The 19,644-nt window shown below is 60.2% G+C and carries 19 protein-coding genes; 10 read left to right on the top strand and 9 right to left on the bottom strand.

Features of this window, described 5'->3' with window-relative positions; all coding sequences use genetic code 11:
* Positions 1-134 precede the first annotated feature (134 nt).
* Positions 135-1,265 carry a phosphotransferase enzyme family protein gene (locus tag BHD07_RS12730; RefSeq protein WP_338280517.1) on the top strand — a complete coding sequence of 377 codons (1,131 nt, stop codon included), beginning with the start codon at positions 135-137 and terminating at the stop codon, positions 1,263-1,265.
* Between the two features lie 21 nt (positions 1,266-1,286).
* Positions 1,287-2,648, top strand: a complete 1,362-nt coding sequence (locus BHD07_RS12725; protein ID WP_338280515.1) for an aspartate aminotransferase family protein — start codon at positions 1,287-1,289, stop codon at positions 2,646-2,648.
* Between the two features lie 576 nt (positions 2,649-3,224).
* Here BHD07_RS12725 and BHD07_RS12720 read toward each other — a convergent pair.
* From BHD07_RS12720 to BHD07_RS12705, 4 genes are read right to left on the bottom strand one after another with little or no spacing between them, the layout of a single operon-like run.
* The gene (locus BHD07_RS12720; protein WP_338280513.1) at positions 3,225-4,412 is read right to left on the bottom strand and encodes a Xaa-Pro peptidase family protein; all 1,188 of its coding nucleotides are present in this window, start codon (positions 4,410-4,412) and stop codon (positions 3,225-3,227) included.
* A 34-nt stretch (positions 4,413-4,446) separates the two neighbouring features.
* A complete protein-coding gene (locus BHD07_RS12715) occupies positions 4,447-4,860 on the bottom strand; it encodes a cupin domain-containing protein (protein ID WP_338280511.1) in 414 nt (137 codons plus the stop codon).
* 29 nt (positions 4,861-4,889) lie between these two features.
* Positions 4,890-5,732, bottom strand: a complete 843-nt coding sequence (locus tag BHD07_RS12710; protein ID WP_338280509.1) for a phosphoenolpyruvate hydrolase family protein — start codon at positions 5,730-5,732, stop codon at positions 4,890-4,892.
* Entirely contained in the window at positions 5,701-6,939 is a 1,239-nt protein-coding gene (locus BHD07_RS12705; RefSeq protein ID WP_338280508.1) for a Tm-1-like ATP-binding domain-containing protein, read from the bottom strand. Before BHD07_RS12705 ends, BHD07_RS12710 begins: the two co-directional genes overlap by 32 nt.
* Before the next feature lie 104 nt (positions 6,940-7,043).
* Between BHD07_RS12705 and BHD07_RS12700 the strand changes: the two genes are divergently transcribed.
* The 7 genes from BHD07_RS12700 (at position 7,044) to BHD07_RS12670 (ending at position 13,737) form a co-directional block, all read left to right on the top strand.
* Positions 7,044-7,685: a TetR/AcrR family transcriptional regulator gene (locus BHD07_RS12700; RefSeq protein ID WP_275598437.1), complete on the top strand. Its 642-nt coding sequence runs from the start codon at positions 7,044-7,046 to the stop codon at positions 7,683-7,685.
* A gap of 352 nt (positions 7,686-8,037) precedes the next feature.
* Positions 8,038-9,345, top strand: coding sequence for an ABC transporter substrate-binding protein (locus BHD07_RS12695; RefSeq protein WP_018098157.1), 1,308 nt, complete (start codon positions 8,038-8,040; stop codon positions 9,343-9,345).
* A 146-nt stretch (positions 9,346-9,491) separates the two neighbouring features.
* Positions 9,492-10,397, top strand: coding sequence for a carbohydrate ABC transporter permease (locus BHD07_RS12690; protein WP_018098158.1), 906 nt, complete (start codon positions 9,492-9,494; stop codon positions 10,395-10,397).
* A gap of 1 nt (position 10,398) precedes the next feature.
* Positions 10,399-11,358: a carbohydrate ABC transporter permease gene (locus BHD07_RS12685; protein WP_338280500.1), complete on the top strand. Its 960-nt coding sequence runs from the start codon at positions 10,399-10,401 to the stop codon at positions 11,356-11,358.
* Positions 11,355-11,555 (top strand): hypothetical protein, encoded by a 201-nt coding sequence (locus BHD07_RS12680; RefSeq protein ID WP_338280498.1) that lies wholly within the window; start codon positions 11,355-11,357, stop codon positions 11,553-11,555. The genes BHD07_RS12685 and BHD07_RS12680 overlap by 4 nt, the downstream gene beginning before the upstream one ends.
* Positions 11,552-12,661 (top strand): ABC transporter ATP-binding protein, encoded by a 1,110-nt coding sequence (locus BHD07_RS12675; RefSeq protein WP_275598439.1) that lies wholly within the window; start codon positions 11,552-11,554, stop codon positions 12,659-12,661. Before BHD07_RS12680 ends, BHD07_RS12675 begins: the two co-directional genes overlap by 4 nt.
* A complete protein-coding gene (locus BHD07_RS12670; RefSeq protein WP_338280495.1) occupies positions 12,661-13,737 on the top strand; it encodes an ABC transporter ATP-binding protein in 1,077 nt (358 codons plus the stop codon). Before BHD07_RS12675 ends, BHD07_RS12670 begins: the two co-directional genes overlap by 1 nt.
* A 107-nt stretch (positions 13,738-13,844) precedes the next feature.
* On the opposite strand, the gene BHD07_RS12665 is transcribed toward BHD07_RS12670, so the two are convergent.
* From BHD07_RS12665 to BHD07_RS12650, 4 genes are read right to left on the bottom strand one after another with little or no spacing between them, the layout of a single operon-like run.
* The gene (locus tag BHD07_RS12665) at positions 13,845-14,819 is read right to left on the bottom strand and encodes a 2-hydroxyacid dehydrogenase (RefSeq protein ID WP_338280493.1); all 975 of its coding nucleotides are present in this window, start codon (positions 14,817-14,819) and stop codon (positions 13,845-13,847) included.
* A 25-nt stretch (positions 14,820-14,844) separates the two neighbouring features.
* A complete protein-coding gene (locus BHD07_RS12660; protein ID WP_100673692.1) occupies positions 14,845-15,537 on the bottom strand; it encodes a FadR/GntR family transcriptional regulator in 693 nt (230 codons plus the stop codon).
* 2 nt (positions 15,538-15,539) lie between these two features.
* Positions 15,540-16,709 carry a mandelate racemase/muconate lactonizing enzyme family protein gene (locus BHD07_RS12655; RefSeq protein ID WP_324765071.1) on the bottom strand — a complete coding sequence of 390 codons (1,170 nt, stop codon included), beginning with the start codon at positions 16,707-16,709 and terminating at the stop codon, positions 15,540-15,542.
* A gap of 55 nt (positions 16,710-16,764) precedes the next feature.
* Positions 16,765-17,652 (bottom strand): sugar phosphate isomerase/epimerase family protein, encoded by an 888-nt coding sequence (locus BHD07_RS12650; RefSeq protein WP_338280488.1) that lies wholly within the window; start codon positions 17,650-17,652, stop codon positions 16,765-16,767.
* Between the two features lie 311 nt (positions 17,653-17,963).
* Here BHD07_RS12650 and BHD07_RS12645 point away from each other — a divergent pair, with 311 nt between their 5' ends.
* Entirely contained in the window at positions 17,964-18,815 is an 852-nt protein-coding gene (locus BHD07_RS12645; RefSeq protein ID WP_338280486.1) for a sugar phosphate isomerase/epimerase family protein, read from the top strand.
* A gap of 146 nt (positions 18,816-18,961) precedes the next feature.
* Here BHD07_RS12645 and BHD07_RS12640 read toward each other — a convergent pair whose 3' ends face one another.
* Positions 18,962-19,564 carry a hypothetical protein gene (locus BHD07_RS12640; protein WP_338280484.1) on the bottom strand — a complete coding sequence of 201 codons (603 nt, stop codon included), beginning with the start codon at positions 19,562-19,564 and terminating at the stop codon, positions 18,962-18,964.
* Positions 19,565-19,644: the final 80 nt, after the last annotated feature.

Here is a 19,644-nt window from a genome sequence, read left to right as displayed (position 1 = left end):
ACAGCGGTTCAGGGACGAAAACGCGCGCGGGCCACTGAGCTATGCTGGAGTGCCTGCTCTGAGCTAGTCAGATTAGATCAGGGTATCCAACTACGCAGCCCGAAAAGCACCATGAACGGACGAGGATCTTCAAATTGGGCGATCTTAGTGGACTTGCTGCTGATCAGGAACTAGGCCGGCGCAACAGCTCTGCGGCTCCGGCCTCCCGTCACCTGCCGCATGCTGCAGCGTCGACAGAAGCCTATTTTCGTGCCGCAACCGCCATTCTGTCCTCGCCGCCAGACGCGTCAGAACCGGACATTTCGGCGACACTGCTCAGGCGGCACTACGGACTGGAAGGATCGACCGCGGTCTTATCCTCCGAGGTCGAGCGCACTGTAGAGGTCTCCCTGTCCGACGGCCGCCAATTGATCCTGAAGACGTCGGCACGACAAGAGGCGGTCGACAGCTTCCGTTTCCAAAGTGCCGCTTTGGCTGCACTGCAAGGAAGCGGGGGATTTGCTGCACCCACAGTGATCCCTACCAGTAGCGGCGCGTTGATGTTTGAGGAAGAGGGTCTAAGTGGTTACCTGCAGACCCGAATCGAGGGCGTGTCTCTGCACCAGGAGACGCCGACTCCTGATCTCCTCTTTCGAACTGGAAACGCCCTTGGCCAGATGGACCTAGCCCTTGCGCAAGTCAATATACCCGCAGCCCACCGCCCCATTCTCTGGCATGTAGGGTGCTGGCCGCGATTGATGGAACTGGAGGAACACCTACCTTCTGGAAGCGTTGCCGAAAGCGTTCGGACCGCAATGGCAGAGTACATGAGGTTCGTCGAGCCGCAGATCTCGAACTTGGAGTGGCAGGTCGCGCACAACGATCCTAGCCCGTTCAACACAATTGTTACCCCCCACGGCTTGGGTTTCATCGATTTCGGCGATGGCTGCTGGAGCCCCAGGATACAGGACCTGGCTATCGCGGCGAGTCACCTCGTGACAGATCCGGCGCTTCCTTTGGGCGGAGCCGAACATCTCATTTCGGGCTATGCCTCGGTCGTCCCACTTTCCGCCTTGGAAGCAAGACTGCTGATCGGACTCATGCGCGCACGACAAAGCGCACTGATACTGGTCAATTACTGGCGCTCCCACCTCTTTCCGGCAGACGCGCAATACATCAAAAAGAATGTGGCTCGTGCCGAGCGCGGGCTAACTATTCTGGCGCCTCTTTCCACTGCATCAGGTGAGGCCGCAGTCCTCGCGGCAGCGTCACAGCCATCGCCGTAACTCTTAGACAGGCAAGAACACATGTCCACAGACCTTATGCCCAATCGCTACAGACCCGGCGAGTCTGATCTCCCAGCGCGCGAGGCCGAGCTGATTGCCCGTCGTGATGCAGTTCTGGGAGCATCTTATCGACTGCAGTACCGACGGCCCGTGCACTTCGTTCGCGGCGAAGGCATGTGGCTCTACGATCCCGACGGGCGAGCCTATCTTGACTTCTACAATAACGTTCCTTCCCTCGGCCATTGCCACCCGGAAGTAAACGCGGCAATGGCCGAGCAAGCGGCCCGAATAAGCGCCAATACGCGTTATCTAGAACCAAGACTTGTCAACTATGCCGAGCGGTTGGTTGATACCTTCCCCGAGGGCCTAGACCGGGTGGTCTTTACTTGCACGGGGAGTGAATCCAACGATCTGGCCCTGCGTATCGCACGACTTGTGAGCGGCGGCGAAGGCGTGATCGTTTCCTCTTATGCCTATCACGGCACAAGCGCGGCCGTCGCCGCGGTTTCGCCAAACTTGGGCGATGCCGTCAAGCTCAGCCCATTCGTGCGCATGGTACCGCTTCCCGGTCCAGCGGGCGTGCCAGAATCCCAGGCTGCGGACTTTTTCGAGGCACAGATCCGTTCCGCCATTTCGGATCTGAACCGTCGTGGCATAGGCGTTGCGGCCCTGCTTATCGACAGTATTTTTTCCAGCGACGGCGTATGGGTGGATCCTCCCGGCTTCGTTGCCGGCGGAGCTGCAGCGGCACGGGACGCAGGCGGCCTCGTCATCGCCGACGAAGTTCAGCCGGGCTTCGGGCGAACTGGCGCTCATATGTGGGGCTTCGAGCGGCACGGGATCGTTCCGGATCTTGTAACCCTCGGCAAGCCAATGGGTAACGGGTTTCCAATTGGCGCGGTCGTTGGTCGCAAAGCCCCAATGGAGCGCTTTGGTGCAACCGCTCGCTACTCGAACACCTTTGCCGGAAACACTGTTGGAATAGCGACGGCGGACGCCGTGCTGACGATCCTGCAACGTGACCACATCCCTGAAAATGCGCTTGCCATGAGCCTGCGGCTTCGAGCCGGGCTGACGGAGATGGCAAAGCAGCATACGGGCGTTCGTGCAATCCGCAATGCCGGTCTCTTCTTTGGCGTAGACATCGGGTCCGAAGGAATACCGGCCCCGCTCCGGCGTGCAATGGCTTTGGACGTGGTGAATGCAATGCGGGATGATGGCGTGCTTATCAGCACGACAGGAGCCAATGAGGATGCGCTCAAGGTGCGCCCTCCACTCGTTTGCAAAGCCGAGCACGTAGACCTCTTCCTAGCAGCTATGAAACGCGCACTCATCAAGGTCGCCGGGTACACGAAGCCCGACGGCTTGTGCGGAGCCACCTGACAGCGTCACACCAAAATCGTAAGCCGCAAGTCGAGGCCAATCCAGGCGGCGAAACCTGGGCATGCTCGCGTCGTGAACTGCAGCTCAAGTCCGCCAAGATCGGAGCGGCTGAATAAAGACACGCAGAACGGAAGGCAGAGGCGCCAAGATCGCGCCTCTGCCGCTTCCGTCATCCAAATCGCGCGGGGCGTGCGCGACTTCTCTTGAGCCCGTAGCGGCGCCGGACCGCTGCTGCAATGGCGATTGGACTACAGATCGAGCTTCGCGTCACCAACGTCGCCTGCGTACGATTATTCACGATCCGCCACGGCGAACGAATTCTGATCGTCGTCGATGTCGTGGGCGGCACAGCGCTCTCAGCGCCTGCGAGCCGGACGTCACAATGGTTGGCGGCACCCGTATCGACCTGCCCCCAACCGGGTCGCTGCCGACGGCACGATGGTGTCGGCAAAGGACTGAACGGCCCATGCCTTCATGCGGAAATGGCTTGAGGTTCTAGGCACCGAGATCTACCACATCTGATACCAGTCCGGCACACCTTCGTGTGCCCTTCTTTCGCAGCAGTTTCGCCGCTCGCTAAACCGCCACAGGGTTCCAACCGCGCCCTCTGTTGCCAAACATTTCGTATCCGTCCTTCGTGACGGCGAGCGTATCCTCGAGCTTGATGAAACCGCGCTGCGGATGGAGCATCGTCGTCTCGACGGAAATGACCATGCCTGCCTCCAGGGGCCGATCCGCATCTACGCCTTCGTAAGCGACGGGGTGGTTGGTCATCAGGAACGGTGCTTCGTGGCTGATGAGCCCCATGCCGTGGCAGAAGAAGTCGGTAAAGTCGGCCGAAGGCGAGCTTCGCAAAGCCTCTTCCGCCGAAGCAATCATCTCACTGCCTCTCGCCCCGGCCTTGATCCTGGCAAAGGCTGCCTGCTGGATCGCATCGACTTCAGCTAGCAAGTCCTCGAGCTCCGCATCGGGCTCGCCGAGCACGCCCATCCGGCAAAGGTCACCGATATAGCCCTGGTAGTTGCCGCCGGAATCAATCGAAAGCACCTCACCCTTCGCCCATGCCTGCGGAGAGGCCGCACGGTTGTGACTAGCACCCAGGGTCAGCAGGCAATACTCGAAATACAGTCCGCGATTGGTCTCTTCTCGCCTGAGCCGTTCAATGATCTCGCCCTTGGTGGATCCCTCTCGTGCAGCCGCGATGGTGGCGAGCATCGAATCAGTGATCAGTTCGGAGGCAACCTTGAGCTTCTCCAGCTCTTGCGGTGTCTTGATCGAGCGCAGTCGCTCGAGCGTATGCGTCGCCTCCACGAAACGCGCACCTTCAAGGCGAGAAGCCAACAGATCCCGCGCATCGGCCGGCAGGAAGGGCGGTTCGATGCCGATGCGAGCACCCGACTTACCGATCTTTCTCAGATGCTCGACCGCAAGCGCTGCTGCGTCGAGTGTACCCCATGTCGCCGTATGAACGTCGGGTGTCCAGAAAGGGTTGTTCTGGTGTTCTCCCCCTTCCATGCGGTTGCCAATATACGCCGAGTGATCGGGGGAGCCCTTCTCATAAACGACGATCGGCAGATAGCGGCTGTGGCCAATCGCATCCATTGCGGCGAAGAAGATGAACTTGTAACCGCCCAGCAGGTACTGCGTGTTGTGCTTGGATGTGGCGAGCAGAACGTCGATGCCCGTCTCCTCCATGAGCTTGTCGAGTTTCGCCGCATCGAAGGGGGGCCCCGCCGCTAGCGTTTGTCTTGGGCTGATGTCCACGGAATTTCTCCCACAAAGCCGTTGTCGTGCGCCCTTAAGTACCGGGCGGGATTAGACGGAAATCCGGCAGATCCCGAAGCGCACGCTCAGGGCCTGCCGGTGAATAGACCACGAAAAGCTGCATCGGGCCGGGACCCGTGTTCCTTGTCGAGTGGAACCGGCTTTCCGGTACATAGATAGTGCAACCGGGTCCAACCCTCTGCATCACCGGATCGCCGTTCTCGTCCTCCACCATCTGCTCGCCCTCTCCCGAGATGACGAAAATGATCTCTTCCGCTCCCGGATGATTGTGACGCGTGTGCCCTTCGCCGCTCGGCAAATCCACCACACCGCCCGAGAAGCGCTCGGCCCCGTTCACCTCCGGCGCGACCGTCAGCGCAAGCCGGCCCCAGTCGAAGCCGAAACTGTCAACATCAATCGGGTAGAGAAAATATTTGTCCTTTGCCATGCCGCGGCCTCCTCCGCATCCTGCTCGCTTCAAACCACCGTACTGATGGCAAGCGCCTTGAACTCTTCCGTCTGCTTGCGGATCGCCGCCTCGGCAGGCAGGCGTTCCATGGAACTTGCGCCATAAAAGCCATTGCAGCCTGGGCAACGATCCAGGATGTACCCTGCGTCCTCCGGCATCGAAATCGGCCCCCCGTGGCAGAGCACAATGACGTCCTTGCGTACCGAGCGCGCGGCCGCCGCTATCGCGTCGATTTCGCTCGCGCAGTCGTCGAGCGAGATCGCGGAAGTGGCGCCGATCGCACCTCCCGTGGTAACGCCCATATGAGCGACAACGATGTCTGCACCCGCCTTCGTCATCGCGATCGCTTCTTCCTCGTTGAAGACATAGGGTGTCGTCAGCAGGTCGAGCCGGTGGGCCTCGGCGATCATGTCCACCTCGAGACCATAGCCCATCCCCGTCTCCTCAAAGCTCCGCCGCATCCGTCCATCGAAGAGGCCGATGGTGGGGAAATTCTGTACGCCGGAAAAGCCTATGGCCTTCAGTTCCGCGAGAAACTGGGGCATGAAAACGAATGGGTCGGTGCCATTGACGCCGGCGAGTACCGGTGTCGCCTTCACGACCGGCAGCACCTCTAAGGCCATTTCCTTCACGATCTCATTGGCATTTCCATAGGCGAGCAGACCGGCCGCCGAGCCACGGCCCGCCATTCGGTAACGGCCGGAGTTATAGATGATGATGAGGTCGATGCCCCCGGCCTCCTCGGCCTTGGCCGAAATCCCCGTTCCGGCCCCACCTCCGATGATTGGCTTGCCGGCGGCGATCATGCCGTGGAACTTTTCAAGAATGGTCTTGCGGGGGATTACTGGCATCGGTGCCTCTTTCAGAGTTGGCAATGTCTCGGTACGCGGCGACTGCGGCGTCGGCGAACTGCGGATCGTTGATGTGGAGCGGAAGGCGTTCGATGCGGCGCCGGTCATTTCGATCGACGGTGGCTTCCAATGCCTCGAAGAGCGCCGCATCCGCCGCAGGATCGAAGAAGGCGCCGCCCTCGATATCGAGCGCAGACACGCCTCGCTCCGGGATCAGGAACCGGACAGGTCCGCTGCAGAGGTTCAGTTTTGCGCCAATCCACCTTCCGATTGCGGCGCATTCCTCCGGAGTCGTGCGCATGAGCGTGACGTTTGGGTTGTGGCGGTACAAGAGCCGGCCGGAATATCGCTCCGGTACCGTCTCTGGCGCCCAGAAATTGACCATGTCCAAAGCCCCGACGGAGCCCACATAAGGCAAATCGGTGCGCGCGATTGCCCCGAAACGATCCTCGGTCGCCGGCAGCACACCGCCGAAGAGAAGGTCGCACACCTCCGTCGTCGTGATATCGAGCACACCCGATAGAAGTCCGCTGTCTGCAAGCTTCTCCATTGCTCGTCCGCCGGTGCCTGTGGCGTGGAAAACCAGACAGTCATGGTCAGCCTTCAGTCGTTCAACGATGGCAGTCACACAGGGCGTCGTCACGCCGAACATGGTCAGGCCGAGAGCGGGCTTCGAGGCCGCTTCCTGCGCCGGCCTGTTCGCCATGGCGGTAATCGCCTCTGCCGCATTTTTTAGGATCACGCGGCTCACGCGGTTGAGCCCGGCCAGGTCGGTAACCGACGGCATCATGATGATGTCTGAGACGTCAACATAAGGTGCCACGTCGCCGGACGCGAGCGTCGAGACCATGACCTTCGGTAGCCCGAGCGGCAGCCTGCGCATGCCGGCGGTGATGATCGACGTCCCGCCGCCGCCACCCATGCCTACCACGCCCGCTACGTCGTCGCGGGCGGGAAGGAACCTCGCGAATGCCTCGCCCATCGCAGCGATCGCTGTTCCCCGATCGTCGCCGGAAAGCACCGCGGCGGCACCGCCCGGATGCGCGGCGGCGACGGTTTCGGCGGAGATGTCAACCATAACCGTGGGGCGACGCGTGCCGACATCGACCAAAACAGGCCGGCTGCCCGCTGCCTCGACGCAGGACGCAAGATAAACGAGTTCCTCCCCCTTCGTGTCGGCCGTGCCGACGACGTAGATGTGCTTCATCTCTCCTCCCCGGCGACCCTGGCCCTCCTCTGCCTTGAAAGCCGCCTCATGCCGACCGGTTTGCCGACACTTGCAAAATTATGAGATGCGCGTATCGTAAAGATATGGATGTCTCACGTCAACAGAGCGAATCCGCCACACACGCCGAACGCGGTCCCCGAGCCCGCACACGCAAACTCATGTTGGATACCGCCACACGGTTGATGCAGTCCGGTATAACCCCCTCGGTGAGTGAGGTCGCGGAAGCCGCCGAAGTTTCGCGCGCCACTGCCTACCGATACTTTCCGAGCCAGGCGGCGCTGGTTCATGCGGTGGTGCACGAGGCGCTCGGCCCGATCCTCGACTGGAGATCCGAGGCTCCCGATGCGCTCACCCGCGTTGGCGATCTGCTCGCAACTGCCATGCCGCGCATTGACGAGTTCGAGGCGACGTTCAAGGCTGCACTGAAGCTCTCGCTCGATCAGTGGGCGCAGCGGCAGGCAGGCACGCTTGGTAACGAACCACAGCTCACGCGAGGGCACCGCGTCGAGCTCCTTCGACAAGTCACCGTGCCACTCGAGGGCAAGGTGCCGGCTGAGGCCCGCGAGCAGTTGGCTCAGGCGCTCTCGCTTGTTTTCGGTGTCGAGGTGCTGGTCGTGCTTAAGGATATTTGGGGCCTCTCGTCCGAACGTGCGCAAGCGGTTGCAGAATGGGCGGCGGCAGCCTTGGTCGAGGCGGCGGTCCGGGATGCGCAATCCGCGACATGATCTCGCGCATTCTCGTCGACTCGAGGAACTGGTTTGACCAATTTAGATAATGCGCGTGCATCACGACTTATGGACAATCATTCCTGGTTGAACTGGGGGCAAGGCATTCAGGTTTTCGATTCCGTAACAAGCCCGGCATTGCGAGCTGTGGTCTGCGGCAATGGCGATAACAGTAACCTTGACGCTCATTAGATTTGGTACTACCAGATTGGTGCTGCGTTCGCTTGGGATTGATATCTGTCCCAGGCCGCATGGGTCGGAGGAGGACCCGCCGCAGAAGCCAATCAGGAGGATTTTCAGACGAACCGCCGTGGAAAAGGCGGGGCGGGATGCACAAAAGGGGAGGAATATTATGCGCAAGACAGTGGCCGGTCTGGTGGCTGGTATCAGCTTTATGTTCGCCTGCGGGACCTCCGCGCAATCACAAGAACTGACGATTTTCTGGGCCGAATGGGACCCCGCCAATTATCTCCAGGAGCTTGTAAACGAATACGAGGCCGAGACCGGCGTGAAGGTCACGGTCGAAACGACTCCATGGGCGGACTTTCAAACGAAGGCCTTTACCGAATTCAACGCCAAGGGCTCGGCCTATGACATGGTCGTCGGCGACTCACAGTGGATCGGCGCCGCATCGGAGGCCGGCCACTACGTCGACCTCACCGAGTTCTTCAACCAGCACAAGCTAAACGAGGTGATGGCTCCAGCCACGGTGAAGTACTACTCGGAGTATCCTGCGAACTCCGGCAAGTACTGGTCGATCCCTGCTGAGGGCGACGCTGTCGGGTGGTCATACCGCAAGGACTGGTTCGAGGACCCGAAGGAGATGGAAGCCTTCAAGGCGAAGTATGGCTATGACCTCGCTCCGCCCAAGGACTGGAAGCAGTTGCGCGACATCGCCGAGTTCTTCCATCGTCCGGACCAGAAGCGCTACGGCATCGCGATCTACACCGACAACTCCTATGACGGCCTCGTTATGGGCGTAGAGAACGCCATCTTCTCTTTCGGAGGAGAACTCGGAGACTACAGCACTTACAAGGTCGACGGGATCATCAACTCGGAGAAGAACGTCAAGGCTTTGGAAGCCTACCGCGAGCTTTACGGCTTCACCCCTCCTGGCTGGGCCAAGTCCTTCTTCGTCGAAAACAACCAGGCGATCACCGAAAATCTGGCGGCGATGAGCATGAACTACTTCGCCTTCTTCCCGGCGCTGGTCAATGAAGCATCAAACCCGAACGCGAAGGTCACCGGCTTCTTTGCCAACCCGGCCGGCCCGGAGGGCGACCAGTATGCCGCTCTGGGGGGCCAGGGCATCTCCATCGTCTCATATTCGGAGAACAAGGAAGAGGCGATGAAATTTCTTGAGTGGTTCGTCAAGGACGAGACACAGAAGCGCTGGGCCGAGCTCGGCGGTTACACGGCAAGCGCCAAGGTACTGGAATCCGAAGAGTTCCAAAACGCCACGCCCTACAACAAGGCATTCTACGAGACTATGTTCAGAGTGAAGGACTTCTGGGCAACGCCCGAATATGCCGAGCTGCTGATCCAGATGAACCAACGCATTTATCCCTATGTGACGGCCGGCCAGGGTACAGCAAAGGAGGCACTCGACGCTCTCGCCAAGGACTGGAACGCGACCTTCAAGAAGTACGGCCGCCAATAACGAACGACACGCGGGTGGGTGCCCGGCTCCCTCCCGCTCTTCAACTTGGCACCGGACAGGGCTCGCGCCGGACGCGGCGCGCGCTCAGGCAATACGCAACAGATGGCGCAAGTGCGCCCGGCGTCGGCTCTGGGAGGAGGAGCACATTGGCCACCGTGGTTATGACATCGTTGGATTCGAAGTCGCGCGCTGCTTCGCGCGGCTTGAGCGACATCAAAATTCGCAATCTGTTCATTATTCCGACGATCCTGTTCCTGATCGTCTTCAACATCTTCCCGTTGATCTACTCGCTCGGCTATTCGTTCACCGACTTTCGTGCTTCGACAAACGCGCCGGCCACCTTCGTCGGCCTGCAAAACTACCGGGAACTGTTAAACGACCCCTTCATCTGGGCGAACTTCGCAATTACGGCGAAATACGTGATCGTGTCGGTTGCCGGTCAAGTTGCCGTCGGTTTTGGCACGGCGATGCTGCTCAACCGTGAAATCCCCTTCAAGGGTCTCATCACGACACTGCTTCTGCTGCCGATGATGTTGTCGATGGCGGTGGTCGGGCTCTTCTGGAAACTACTCTACGATCCTTCCTTCGGCATCATCAACTACGCGCTCGGCCTCGGCTCTTTCGAGTGGCTGGCGAATCCCGAAATGGCACTCTACGCTGTCGCCATCACCGACATCTGGATGTGGTCACCCTTCGTGATGTTGCTCTCGCTCGCAGGCCTCTCGGCGGTACCGAGGCACCTTTACGAGGCGGCTGCCATTGACCGAGCGGGACCGTTCTACACGTTCTTCCGTATCACTCTGCCGCTCGTTGCGCCGATACTCATGATCGCAATCATCTTTCGCACGATGGAGGCTTTCAAGACTTTTGATCTCGCCTACATTCTCACCAGCCAACCGACCACGGAGGTGATCTCGATCCGCCTCTACAAGATGGCGTTTCAGGAATGGCAGACCGGGCGGTCCTGCGCACTCGCCTACATAGTGCTGATCATGGTGCTCGCGATCACCAACATTTACGTCAAATATCTCAACAGGGTGAAGGAGCGCTGAGATGGCGGCTGTCCAAACTCGCTCCGAGCGCGCGCTGAACCGGGTAGCGATTGCCGCCGTGCTCGTAATCACGCTGCTGTTCCTCGCACCGATCTATTGGATCACGTCTACGGCCTTCAAACCGCGCAACCTCGCGACGACCATCCCCCCGACGGTCATCTTCGAGCCGGAGATCTCGCCGTTCGTCAAGCTCTTCACCAAGCGCTCTCAGTTGCGGTCAGCACCGGATCCCGAAGACTATGCTGCAGCACCCTGGTGGGAACGGCTGGTCTTCGACGGGGGGGAAAAGGTCGTGCGTTCGGGACGCGGTGAGGTGCAGTTATCCGGCTACCCCAACCGCTTCATGAATTCGCTCATCGTGGCGATCACCTCTACGGTGCTCGCCGTCGGCATGGGCACCTTCACGGCCTACGGCTTCTCGCGTTTCAAAGTGAAGGGCGAAGCGGACCTGTTGTTCTTCATTTTATCGACACGCATGCTGCCGCCCGTGGTCGTGGCGATCCCCATGTTCCTGATGTACCGGGCTGTCGGGCTGAACGACACTCACTGGGGTCTTATCATCCTCTATACCGCCTTCAATCTGTCCTTCTCGGTCTGGCTGATGAAGGGCTTCATCGACGAGATTCCGAAGGAATACGAGGAAGCGGCGCTCGTCGACGGCTACACGCGCTTGGAAGCCTTCTTCAAGATTGTGCTGCCAGAGTCCGCCACAGGGATCGCCGCGACCGCCGTCTTTTGCTTCATCACAGCGTGGAATGAATATGCTTTCGCGCTGATCATGACGAACCGGCGCGCGCAAACGGCACCGCCCTTCATCCCAAGCCAGGTCGGCTCTGGCCTTCCGGATTGGACCGTCATCGCGGCAGGTACCTTCCTGTTCCTGTTACCGGTCGCAATCTTCACCTTCCTGCTCAGGAACCATCTCCTGCGCGGCATGAGCTTCGGAGCGATCCGCAAATGACGTTTCGTGCCATAAATCAGAAGTATCTCGCGCCAGGCGCGCAGCTCCTGATGATATTCGGGATCATCGCGCTGTGCCAGCCGTGGAACCTGTTCCTTCATCGCTATGGACTGACGATGACGTTAATTGGACTGATTGCCTTCATGATCACGTCGAAGGTACCGCCGGAACAGAATGCTGACGAGAGCAGGCCATGACGCAGATTGAATTACGCGGGATTGAGAAGCACTTTGGTGCCGTTCAGGTCATCAAGGACCTCAATCTCACCATCGCCGACAACGAGTTCATTGTTCTGCTTGGCCAGTCCGGCTGCGGCAAGACGACCACTCTACGCGCGATCGCCGGGCTCGAAACGATCGATGAAGGCGACATCCTCATAGACGGTCAGCCGGTGCAGCACATAAAGGCGTCGCACCGAGACATCGCCTTTGTGTTCCAGTCCTTCTCGCTCTACCCGCACATGACGGTCTTCGAGAATATCGCTTTCCCGCTCCGCGCCACGCGCGGCAACCCTACGGACATCGAGCGCGAGGTTCAGGCGGTTGCAAAAACGCTCCAGATCACCCATCTGCTCACCAAAAAGCCCTCCGCTCTTTCCGGCGGCGACATGCAGCGCGTGGCGATCGGTCGGGCACTCGTCCGGCGTCCCAAGGCGATGCTTATGGATGAGCCGATCGGGGCGCTTGACGCGAAGCTCCGCGAAGAGATGCGCGCTGAAATCAAGCGACTTCACATCAAACAGGGCTCGACAACGATCTACGTCACCCATGACCAGGTCGAAGCGATGTCCCTCGCCGATCGCATTGTCGTCATGCACGAAGGTGTGCTGCAGCAAGTCGGCAGCCCTCACGAGGTCTACGCTCGTCCTGCCAACATGTTCGTCGCGCAGTTTGTCGGGAGTCCGGTAATGAACATGTCTGACGTGACGGTTTGCGAGGACGCGGGGCATGCGCGCGTCGTGGTGGGAGGTGCTCCAACGTCCTTCGATTTTCCGTCGAATCTCACGGCCCAGCTCGCTGTCGCTGGGGCTCCAAACGGAAATCTCACCCTCGGCGTACGACCTGAAGGGGTTCTCGTGTCGAGGGAAGCACGTGAGGGCTTCGTGCCCGTCGAGGCCCATATCATCGAACCGCTCGGCTCGCATGACATCATAGACCTGCAGGTTGGCGATCAGATGCTACGCGCGCGGACAAAAAGTGGTTTCGTACCCCGGCCCGGCGAGGCCGTCTGGGCTCGCATAGATCCGGCTCAGGCGCATTTCTTCGACAGCTCGACTGGCACATCTTTCGGGATCAGGCTCTGATGGCGCATATCGAACTCAAAGGCATCACCAAGACCTTCGGTACCCACACCGCCCTGAGGGATCTCAGTTTCGAAATTGCCGACGGTGAGTTTTTCGTGCTGCTCGGCGAGACGGGCGCCGGCAAGACGACGACCCTCAGGCTGATTGCCGGGCTCGAGAAGCCTACGAGCGGACAGATCTTCATCGACGGTGAGGATGTCGGCGACTGGGGCGCCGCCGAGCGCGACGTGGCGCTCGTGCTGCAGCAGTATTCGCTCTATCCCCGCTATACCGTCCGCGAGAATCTCGAATTCCCGCTGAAATCTCGCATCCGGCGTGTCGAACCGGTCGAGATCAAGGAGCGTGTCGCCCGTGTCGCGAGGACGCTCCGCATCGAGCATCTACTCGACCGCAAGACGGACCGCCTATCGGGTGGCGAGATGCAGCGCGTGTCCATCGGCCGCGCCATCGTGCGCAAGCCCCGCGTCTTTCTGATGGACGAGCCCCTTTCCGCCCTCGACGCCAAACTGCGCGAGGCGCTGCGCACTGAACTCAAGAACCTTCAGATGAATCTCGGCGCGACCTTTCTCTTCGTCACCCACGATCAGATCGAAGCCATGTCGATGGGCGACAAGATCAGCGTACTCAACAACGGCCAGCTCGTTCAGACAGGCACCCCACAGGAAATCTATCGCAATCCAGTCAACACTTTCGTTGCACGTGCAGTTGGATCGCCGCCGATGAACCTGATCTCCGGCAAGCTCGCGGCCAGCGAGGCTATCGCTGACGAAGGCTACCGCTTGCCTTTTGATGCTGCGCTCGGCGCCGCGCTTGACGGACGGCCCCTGACCTTCGGCATCCGCCCTGAGGATCTCTTCCTCGAAAGCGGCGCACCCGGCGAGGCCCGCGTGCACGACGTCGAGAACCATGGCGTCGAAAAGATCGTCACGCTTCGTACAGGCAACCACTTCTTGCAGGCGACGGTGCCAGCTCAGGCCGACCTCGAGATCGAGGAGTCTGTTCGCTTCTCCTGGAATCCGGAAAAAGTCGTGCTCTTCGACGGCGGAAGCGGGATGAGCCTGCGCCATGCTGGCTGAGGCGTCATTAACGACAAAAACCGATTCCATCCTGGTCGTGCCTTCCCGCCCGTTTGCCCGTCATTCACATGACCATCAGGACGCGTCCATCCGGGTTGGGCGAAGCCCTATGCAGGGAACCGCCGCCTGTAGTGTTCCACGACCTCAGGGTTTCGGAGATTAGCGGGCAATCCCCCTTCCATGACGCGGATCGCTTCGGCCGCTGCTCCTATTCCCATGCGCATCATGCTTTGCTCTGTAATGCCAGCGACATGAGGCGTCACGATCACATTGTCCTGCCGGAAGTAGGGATGCTCGGGCGCCATGGGCTGTGTAGAGAACACGTCAAGGGCAGCGCCGCCGATACGCCCCATCTCGAGCGCCTCGATCAACGCACCATCATCCACGACCGGACCGCGCGACACGTTGACGAGGATCGCGCCCTGCTTCATGCGCGCAATTCGCTCGCGGCTTAAAAGCCCGGTCGTCTCGGGCGTGAGCGGGCAACAGAGAACGACGATATCAGCGGTCGAAACCAGATCGTCGACCGAGAGAAACCGGACACCGTTCGGCAGGCTTTCCGGCGAGCGGCTGTTCGCAACGATCTCCAGCTGGAACCCGTACTTCGCGATCCGGAAGACCGCCTTTCCCACATTGCCCATGCCGATAACGCCCATGATGCGGCCGGCGAGATCAAGTGCTCGGTCGCAGTGGGCTCGCCCAGCACTCCAACCCATGTTTCTGAGATCGCGGTCCATAGGACGGAACTGGCGCAGCAGCGCAAGCGTCACCATGAAGACGTGCTCCGCAACGGTCGGTGCGTTGACGGCCGGCACGTTGGCGATAAGCACACCGGCGGCCGTGGCCGCGTCATAGGGAATCATGTCGAGCCCCGCACCGTGCCGGACTACGGCGCGCAGGGCCGGTACATTTTCGAAGAAGGCCGGCGGTATCGGCGCGCGCACGATGACAATCTCCGCACCCTCACCTTCGCGAAGCAACGTCTCGGGATCGGGGGCGGACGCGACGCGAAGATCACCCGCCGCCTTCAGCATAACTTCGGCGTCGGGGTGCAGGCGGTGGGTCGAGAAAATGAAACTCATCGGCCTCCTCATTGCCGACCGGGGACTACTCCGCGGCTGTCGCAGGCCCCCCGATGAGGCCCTTCCAGTAGCTTTCCGCGCCCTGAAGATGCGCGTTCATCAAAGCTTGGGCGAGATTGCCATCGCGTGCAAGCAGCGCCTCGTAGATACGGATATGTTCTTCATGCGAGCGGCGGCTGCGGGCGATATCAGCGAAGTAGATAGGCAGTCGCTGTTCGCCCATCGTGTAATAGACGCTGCAGATCCGGTGGAACACGCTGTTCTTCGTCGCCCGCACGATCTCCAGATGAAAGTCCCTGTCTTCGCGCGCGAGGCCCTCGCCTGCAGCGATCTTCGCCTCGGAAGCGGCGAGAATTTCGCGCAGCCGTTCGTAGTTCTCCTCCGTCGCCCGCGCGCAGGCGAGCTCCGCAGCCTTGATTTCGTGGATCTTGCGGAGTTCCACCGTCTCGTAGATCACGATCGGGTCCAGTGGCACGCCAGCGCGCGCGAAGAGTGCTATGGCTTCGACACTCGCCTCCGTCGTCGTCAGATAGATACCCGACTTTGGCCGACGCTCCACAATGCGCATGGCTTCCAGGATTGCCAGAGCCTCCCGGAGCTGTCCCCGGCTGACGGCGAAGTGCTCGGCGAGCTCCCGCTCCGAGGGTGTTCGTCCACTGCCGCTCGAAGTTGAAAATAGATGGGCCGCCAGGTCCGAAAGCAGATTGTTTTCTTTCATGATTACAGTCTTTGCGCATGAGTCTCCAGGACGCGCTCCTTTATCGTAAATCCCAAGCCGGGTTTATCGGGAATCTCTAGCATCCCGTCTCTCACGGCGACAGTCTCCTCGACGAGGTCGTGGATCATCGGATTCGCGCCGACCGAGTATTCGATGACGAAGCTTGCCGGGGAGGCCGCGCAGATGTGCAGACCAGAGAAGAAGCACGGGGCACCGGCCCACAAATGCGGGGCAAGACGGAGGTTGAAGGCACTGGCGATCGCGCCGATGCGCATGGCCTCCGTAATGCCACCGCAGAACGCCGGATCGGGCTGGAAAATATCGGCTGATCGCAGCACCGCAAGGTCGCGGAAAGCGAAGCGAGTGGCCTCGCTCTCGCCGGCTGCGATCGGCACGTTTCCAGCGGCGCGCACTTCCGCCATGCCGGCCTTATCGTCTGCGATCACCGGCTCCTCGAACCAGGCAAGATCGCAATCCCGGACGAGCTGGATGAAACGTTTCGCGTCGGCAACCGTATAGGTGCCATGCGCATCGACCATGATATCCACCGAGGGGCCAAGCGCCTTGCGGGCAGCACGCACGCGGGCCGCCGAGACATGCGGTGCGCGGTCCATCGCTCCGACCCTCATCTTGACCGCCTTGAAACCGCCACTGGCAAGGTAGGACTCCAGTTGGGCGCCGATCTTTTCGGCACTTTCCCACCCGCCGGAAGCATAAGCAGGCAGCCGATCCGCTTTACGCCCGCCGAGCAGCTTCCATACCGGCACGCCCAGCGATTTGCCAAGGATGTCCCACAATGCGATGTCGACGGCACTGATCGCGGCAATCGAGAGGCCCCGGCGTGAAAGCTCCGGCATAGCATGACCTGACACCGCCGCCGTTTCGTGGCGCACGCCATTGTAGAGCATCTCCCAGATGGCAGAGATATCGGCGGCGTCGCGACCGACGAGCCTCGGACCCACTTCATAGTTGAGCATGTGAACGAGGGTGCCGTAAGTACCCGCGCTGCCCGCAGCATTCTTGCCCTCGCCCCACCCCACGATCCCGTCATCTGTTTCTATGCGCAGGATCGCCGCGTCGAAGGTTGTCAGGCGACCAAAATCGCTGCGATGCTGCCGATTGGCTTCGATAGGTATGCGAACCCACCAGGCTTGGACAGTCTTGATACGCATTTCGCCTCCCAACCCCGCAGCACGCCGGCCGCAGGGCATACTCGGGACCCGTCCCTCACTTGATCAGCGGCAGGATGGTCTCTGCGGTGATCCGCATCTGGTCATCGTAGAACTTCTCGGTCAGCAAGCTCGATCCGTGGTCTTGGATGAATTTGAGCTGCTCCGGCGGGATATCGACCGGATTGCGCTCGACCATATCGCGGTATTTCGCCGCAGGCGTGCGGTCTACCGGAGCCACGAACTCATTGGTGAGCGCGCCATCGTATCCGATCTCTTTCAAAGTGGCGACGATCTTCGGCCAGTCGAGATGGCCGAGGCCCGCCGCAAAGCGGTTGTTGTCCGCCACATGGAAATCGAAAAGCCGGTTTCCGGCAAGCCTGATCGCGTCGTATATGTCCTCCTCCTCGATGTTGAGGTGAAAAGCATCGAGGCAAACGCCGCAATCGGGATCAACTGCGTCGGCTAGCGCGAGCGCTTGGGCAGCGCGGTTGAAGAGATAAGTCTCGAACCGGTTGAGCGGTTCAATCGCCAGCCGGATGCCCTTTCCCCGGGCGTGAGCGAAGCACTCCTTCGTCGCCTCCACGACCCACTGCCATTCTTCCTCCTCGGTGCCATCCGGAACAACCTTGCCGACGGTCGCAGGTACAAGGGTGACGATCTCGCCTTCGAGCTCACTCACCATCGTTATAACACTCTTCACGTAATCCACTGACTTTGCTCGCTGGCCCTCATCCTTGGCTGCGAGGTTGCGCTCGCCGAGCGTTAGCGTCACCGCGCCCCAGCAGCGAATGCCGTGTTCTTTGAGCAGTGCGCGCGTGTCCTTAATGTCATACTGGACCGGCTCGCCTGAAATCTCGATGCTCTCGTAGCCGTACTTCTTGATGCGTTTCAGCGTGACGGCGAGAGGCTCCGCCCGCATCCAGTTGTGCGTCGAAAGGTGCATAAACGTCCTCCCAAACCATCGTTACTGCCGCGGCACTCGAGAGTGCCGGGGCATCTCCTCCACTCCGACCGAACCCATTCTGGTTTGGCCAATTCTGCTTCATAGAAGGTCTATCCCAAAATACCTCTGCCGGCAAGCCGCTTACGAAGCCTTGCATTTCTGGGCGTTTTTACACGTTTACCCCGTTCGCGGCGCTTCTGTCCTAAATCATTGACATCGCTAACTTGACCAGATCGCCGCATTTGGTATTACCAGATTGCGATCGGCGTGGGAGGCGTTGCCGCGGCAGTGAGAAACGGGAGGATGGAACCATGAAGATCGGTATGTGCATGTTTCTGTGGACGACGAGCGTCGGCCGGAAACATGAAAAGCTACTCCGGGACATCAGGGCGACCGGCTTCGACGGGGTAGAGATACCGATCTTCGAGGGCGCTCCGGACGAGTACCGCCGCCTCGGCGCATTGCTCGATCGCATAGGTCTGGAGCGCACCGCAGTGTCTGCCATGAGCGACCCTTCCATGAACCTGATTTCGCCTGACAATGCGACACGCAAGCGCGGCATTGCTTACATGCAATGGGCTATCGACTGCGCGGCCGCCCTGGGCGCGCACACGTTAAGCGGTCCACTGCATTCTACGCTCGGCCAGTTCTCCGGTACCGGGCCCACCGCCGCAGAACTGAGGCGGTCCATTTCCTCGCAGCGCGCGATCGGCGATCATGCCGCTCAGCGCGGTGTCACCGTTGCACTTGAGGCGCTGAACCGCTTCGAGTGTTATCTCGTCAACACAATGGACGACCTTGCTGCCCATATTGATGCGATCGGGCATCCGAATATTCGGGCGATGTACGACACCTTCCACAGCAATATCGAAGAAGCCGACCCCGTAGGGGCCTTCACCCGCAATGCGCACCGCATTGTTCATGTCCACATCTCGGAGAACGACCGCGGGGTGCCGGGCCGTGGCAACATTCCATGGCCGGAGACCTTCAAGGAAATCCGTGCGAGCGGCTATGACGGCTGGCTGACAATCGAGGCCTTCGGCCGCGCATTGAAAGACCTCGCGGCCGCAACGAAGGTCTGGCGCGATTTCTCCGAGACCCCCGAAGAGGTCTACCGGGATGGATACCGTCACATCCGGGACGGATGGGAGGCAGCGGCATGACAGACCCGGCCTTCCGGACTACATCCTAGAAGCTCCAGTTGAAATAGCCTGTGTGGCGCCGCTCACCAACGCCTGGTTTTGCTAAGCTTGAGCCGGAGCTACCGGCATCTACGCCCCCAACCCTTCGCAACCATGTCATGGTGTCTTCAGGTGACTTCGAACCGCTCAAGCATCTTCTTGAGCTGCAGGTTCTGTCTCTGAAGTTGTTCGGCCAACAGCCGCTTAAGCCGCTTGTTTTCAGCATCAAGGGCGGCCACTTCGTCGAACGAGATCGGATCCGCGGCAGTCCTGGGATCCTCGAGTGCGGCCATTGAGCTATGCGTGGTCGCGTGGGTAGGGCGCCGGCCGACGCGCTTTCGAGGTGTGCGTTTTGATGTTGTTGTCGGCTGCGATGTCTGCTGACTGTCCTGCACTCGCGCAACAGCTTCGGTAGCCGGGCAATCGGACTCATGCTGCTTCGCGATTTCAATTTCCGTACCGTCGGCCGACGCTGGCGCTGCTTGGTCAGAAATGTCATCGCCTGCGGATTCGTTCGCGAAATTCGCAGTCACGGGAGCAGTTGGAGCCGCGTCATCTGCTTCAAGAGTCCCCGGTGCTTCATCTGACTTGAAAAGATGCGGGACCTTGCCTTCTACTTCGCGGGCCACTGCCTTAAGGTCAGTGTCCCCCCAGATGGAATTCGTCCGAGTTTTTGACTGTCGCCGCCCCGACTTGAACTCGACAACGAAACTCCGCTGTGGCGTTTTCATATACTCTCTCGATCCCTGAGTCCGTAAAAAGAACAACGCCGATCGGCGCTACTGTTGGCGGACAAATACAGCTCTTCCCG

This window comes from Sinorhizobium sp. KGO-5 (genome assembly GCF_036245905.1).
Classification (GTDB): domain Bacteria; phylum Pseudomonadota; class Alphaproteobacteria; order Rhizobiales; family Rhizobiaceae; genus Sinorhizobium; species Sinorhizobium meliloti_A.
The sequence above is the reverse complement of the archived record's forward strand: the minus strand, read 5'-3'. Positions and strand labels throughout refer to the sequence as shown.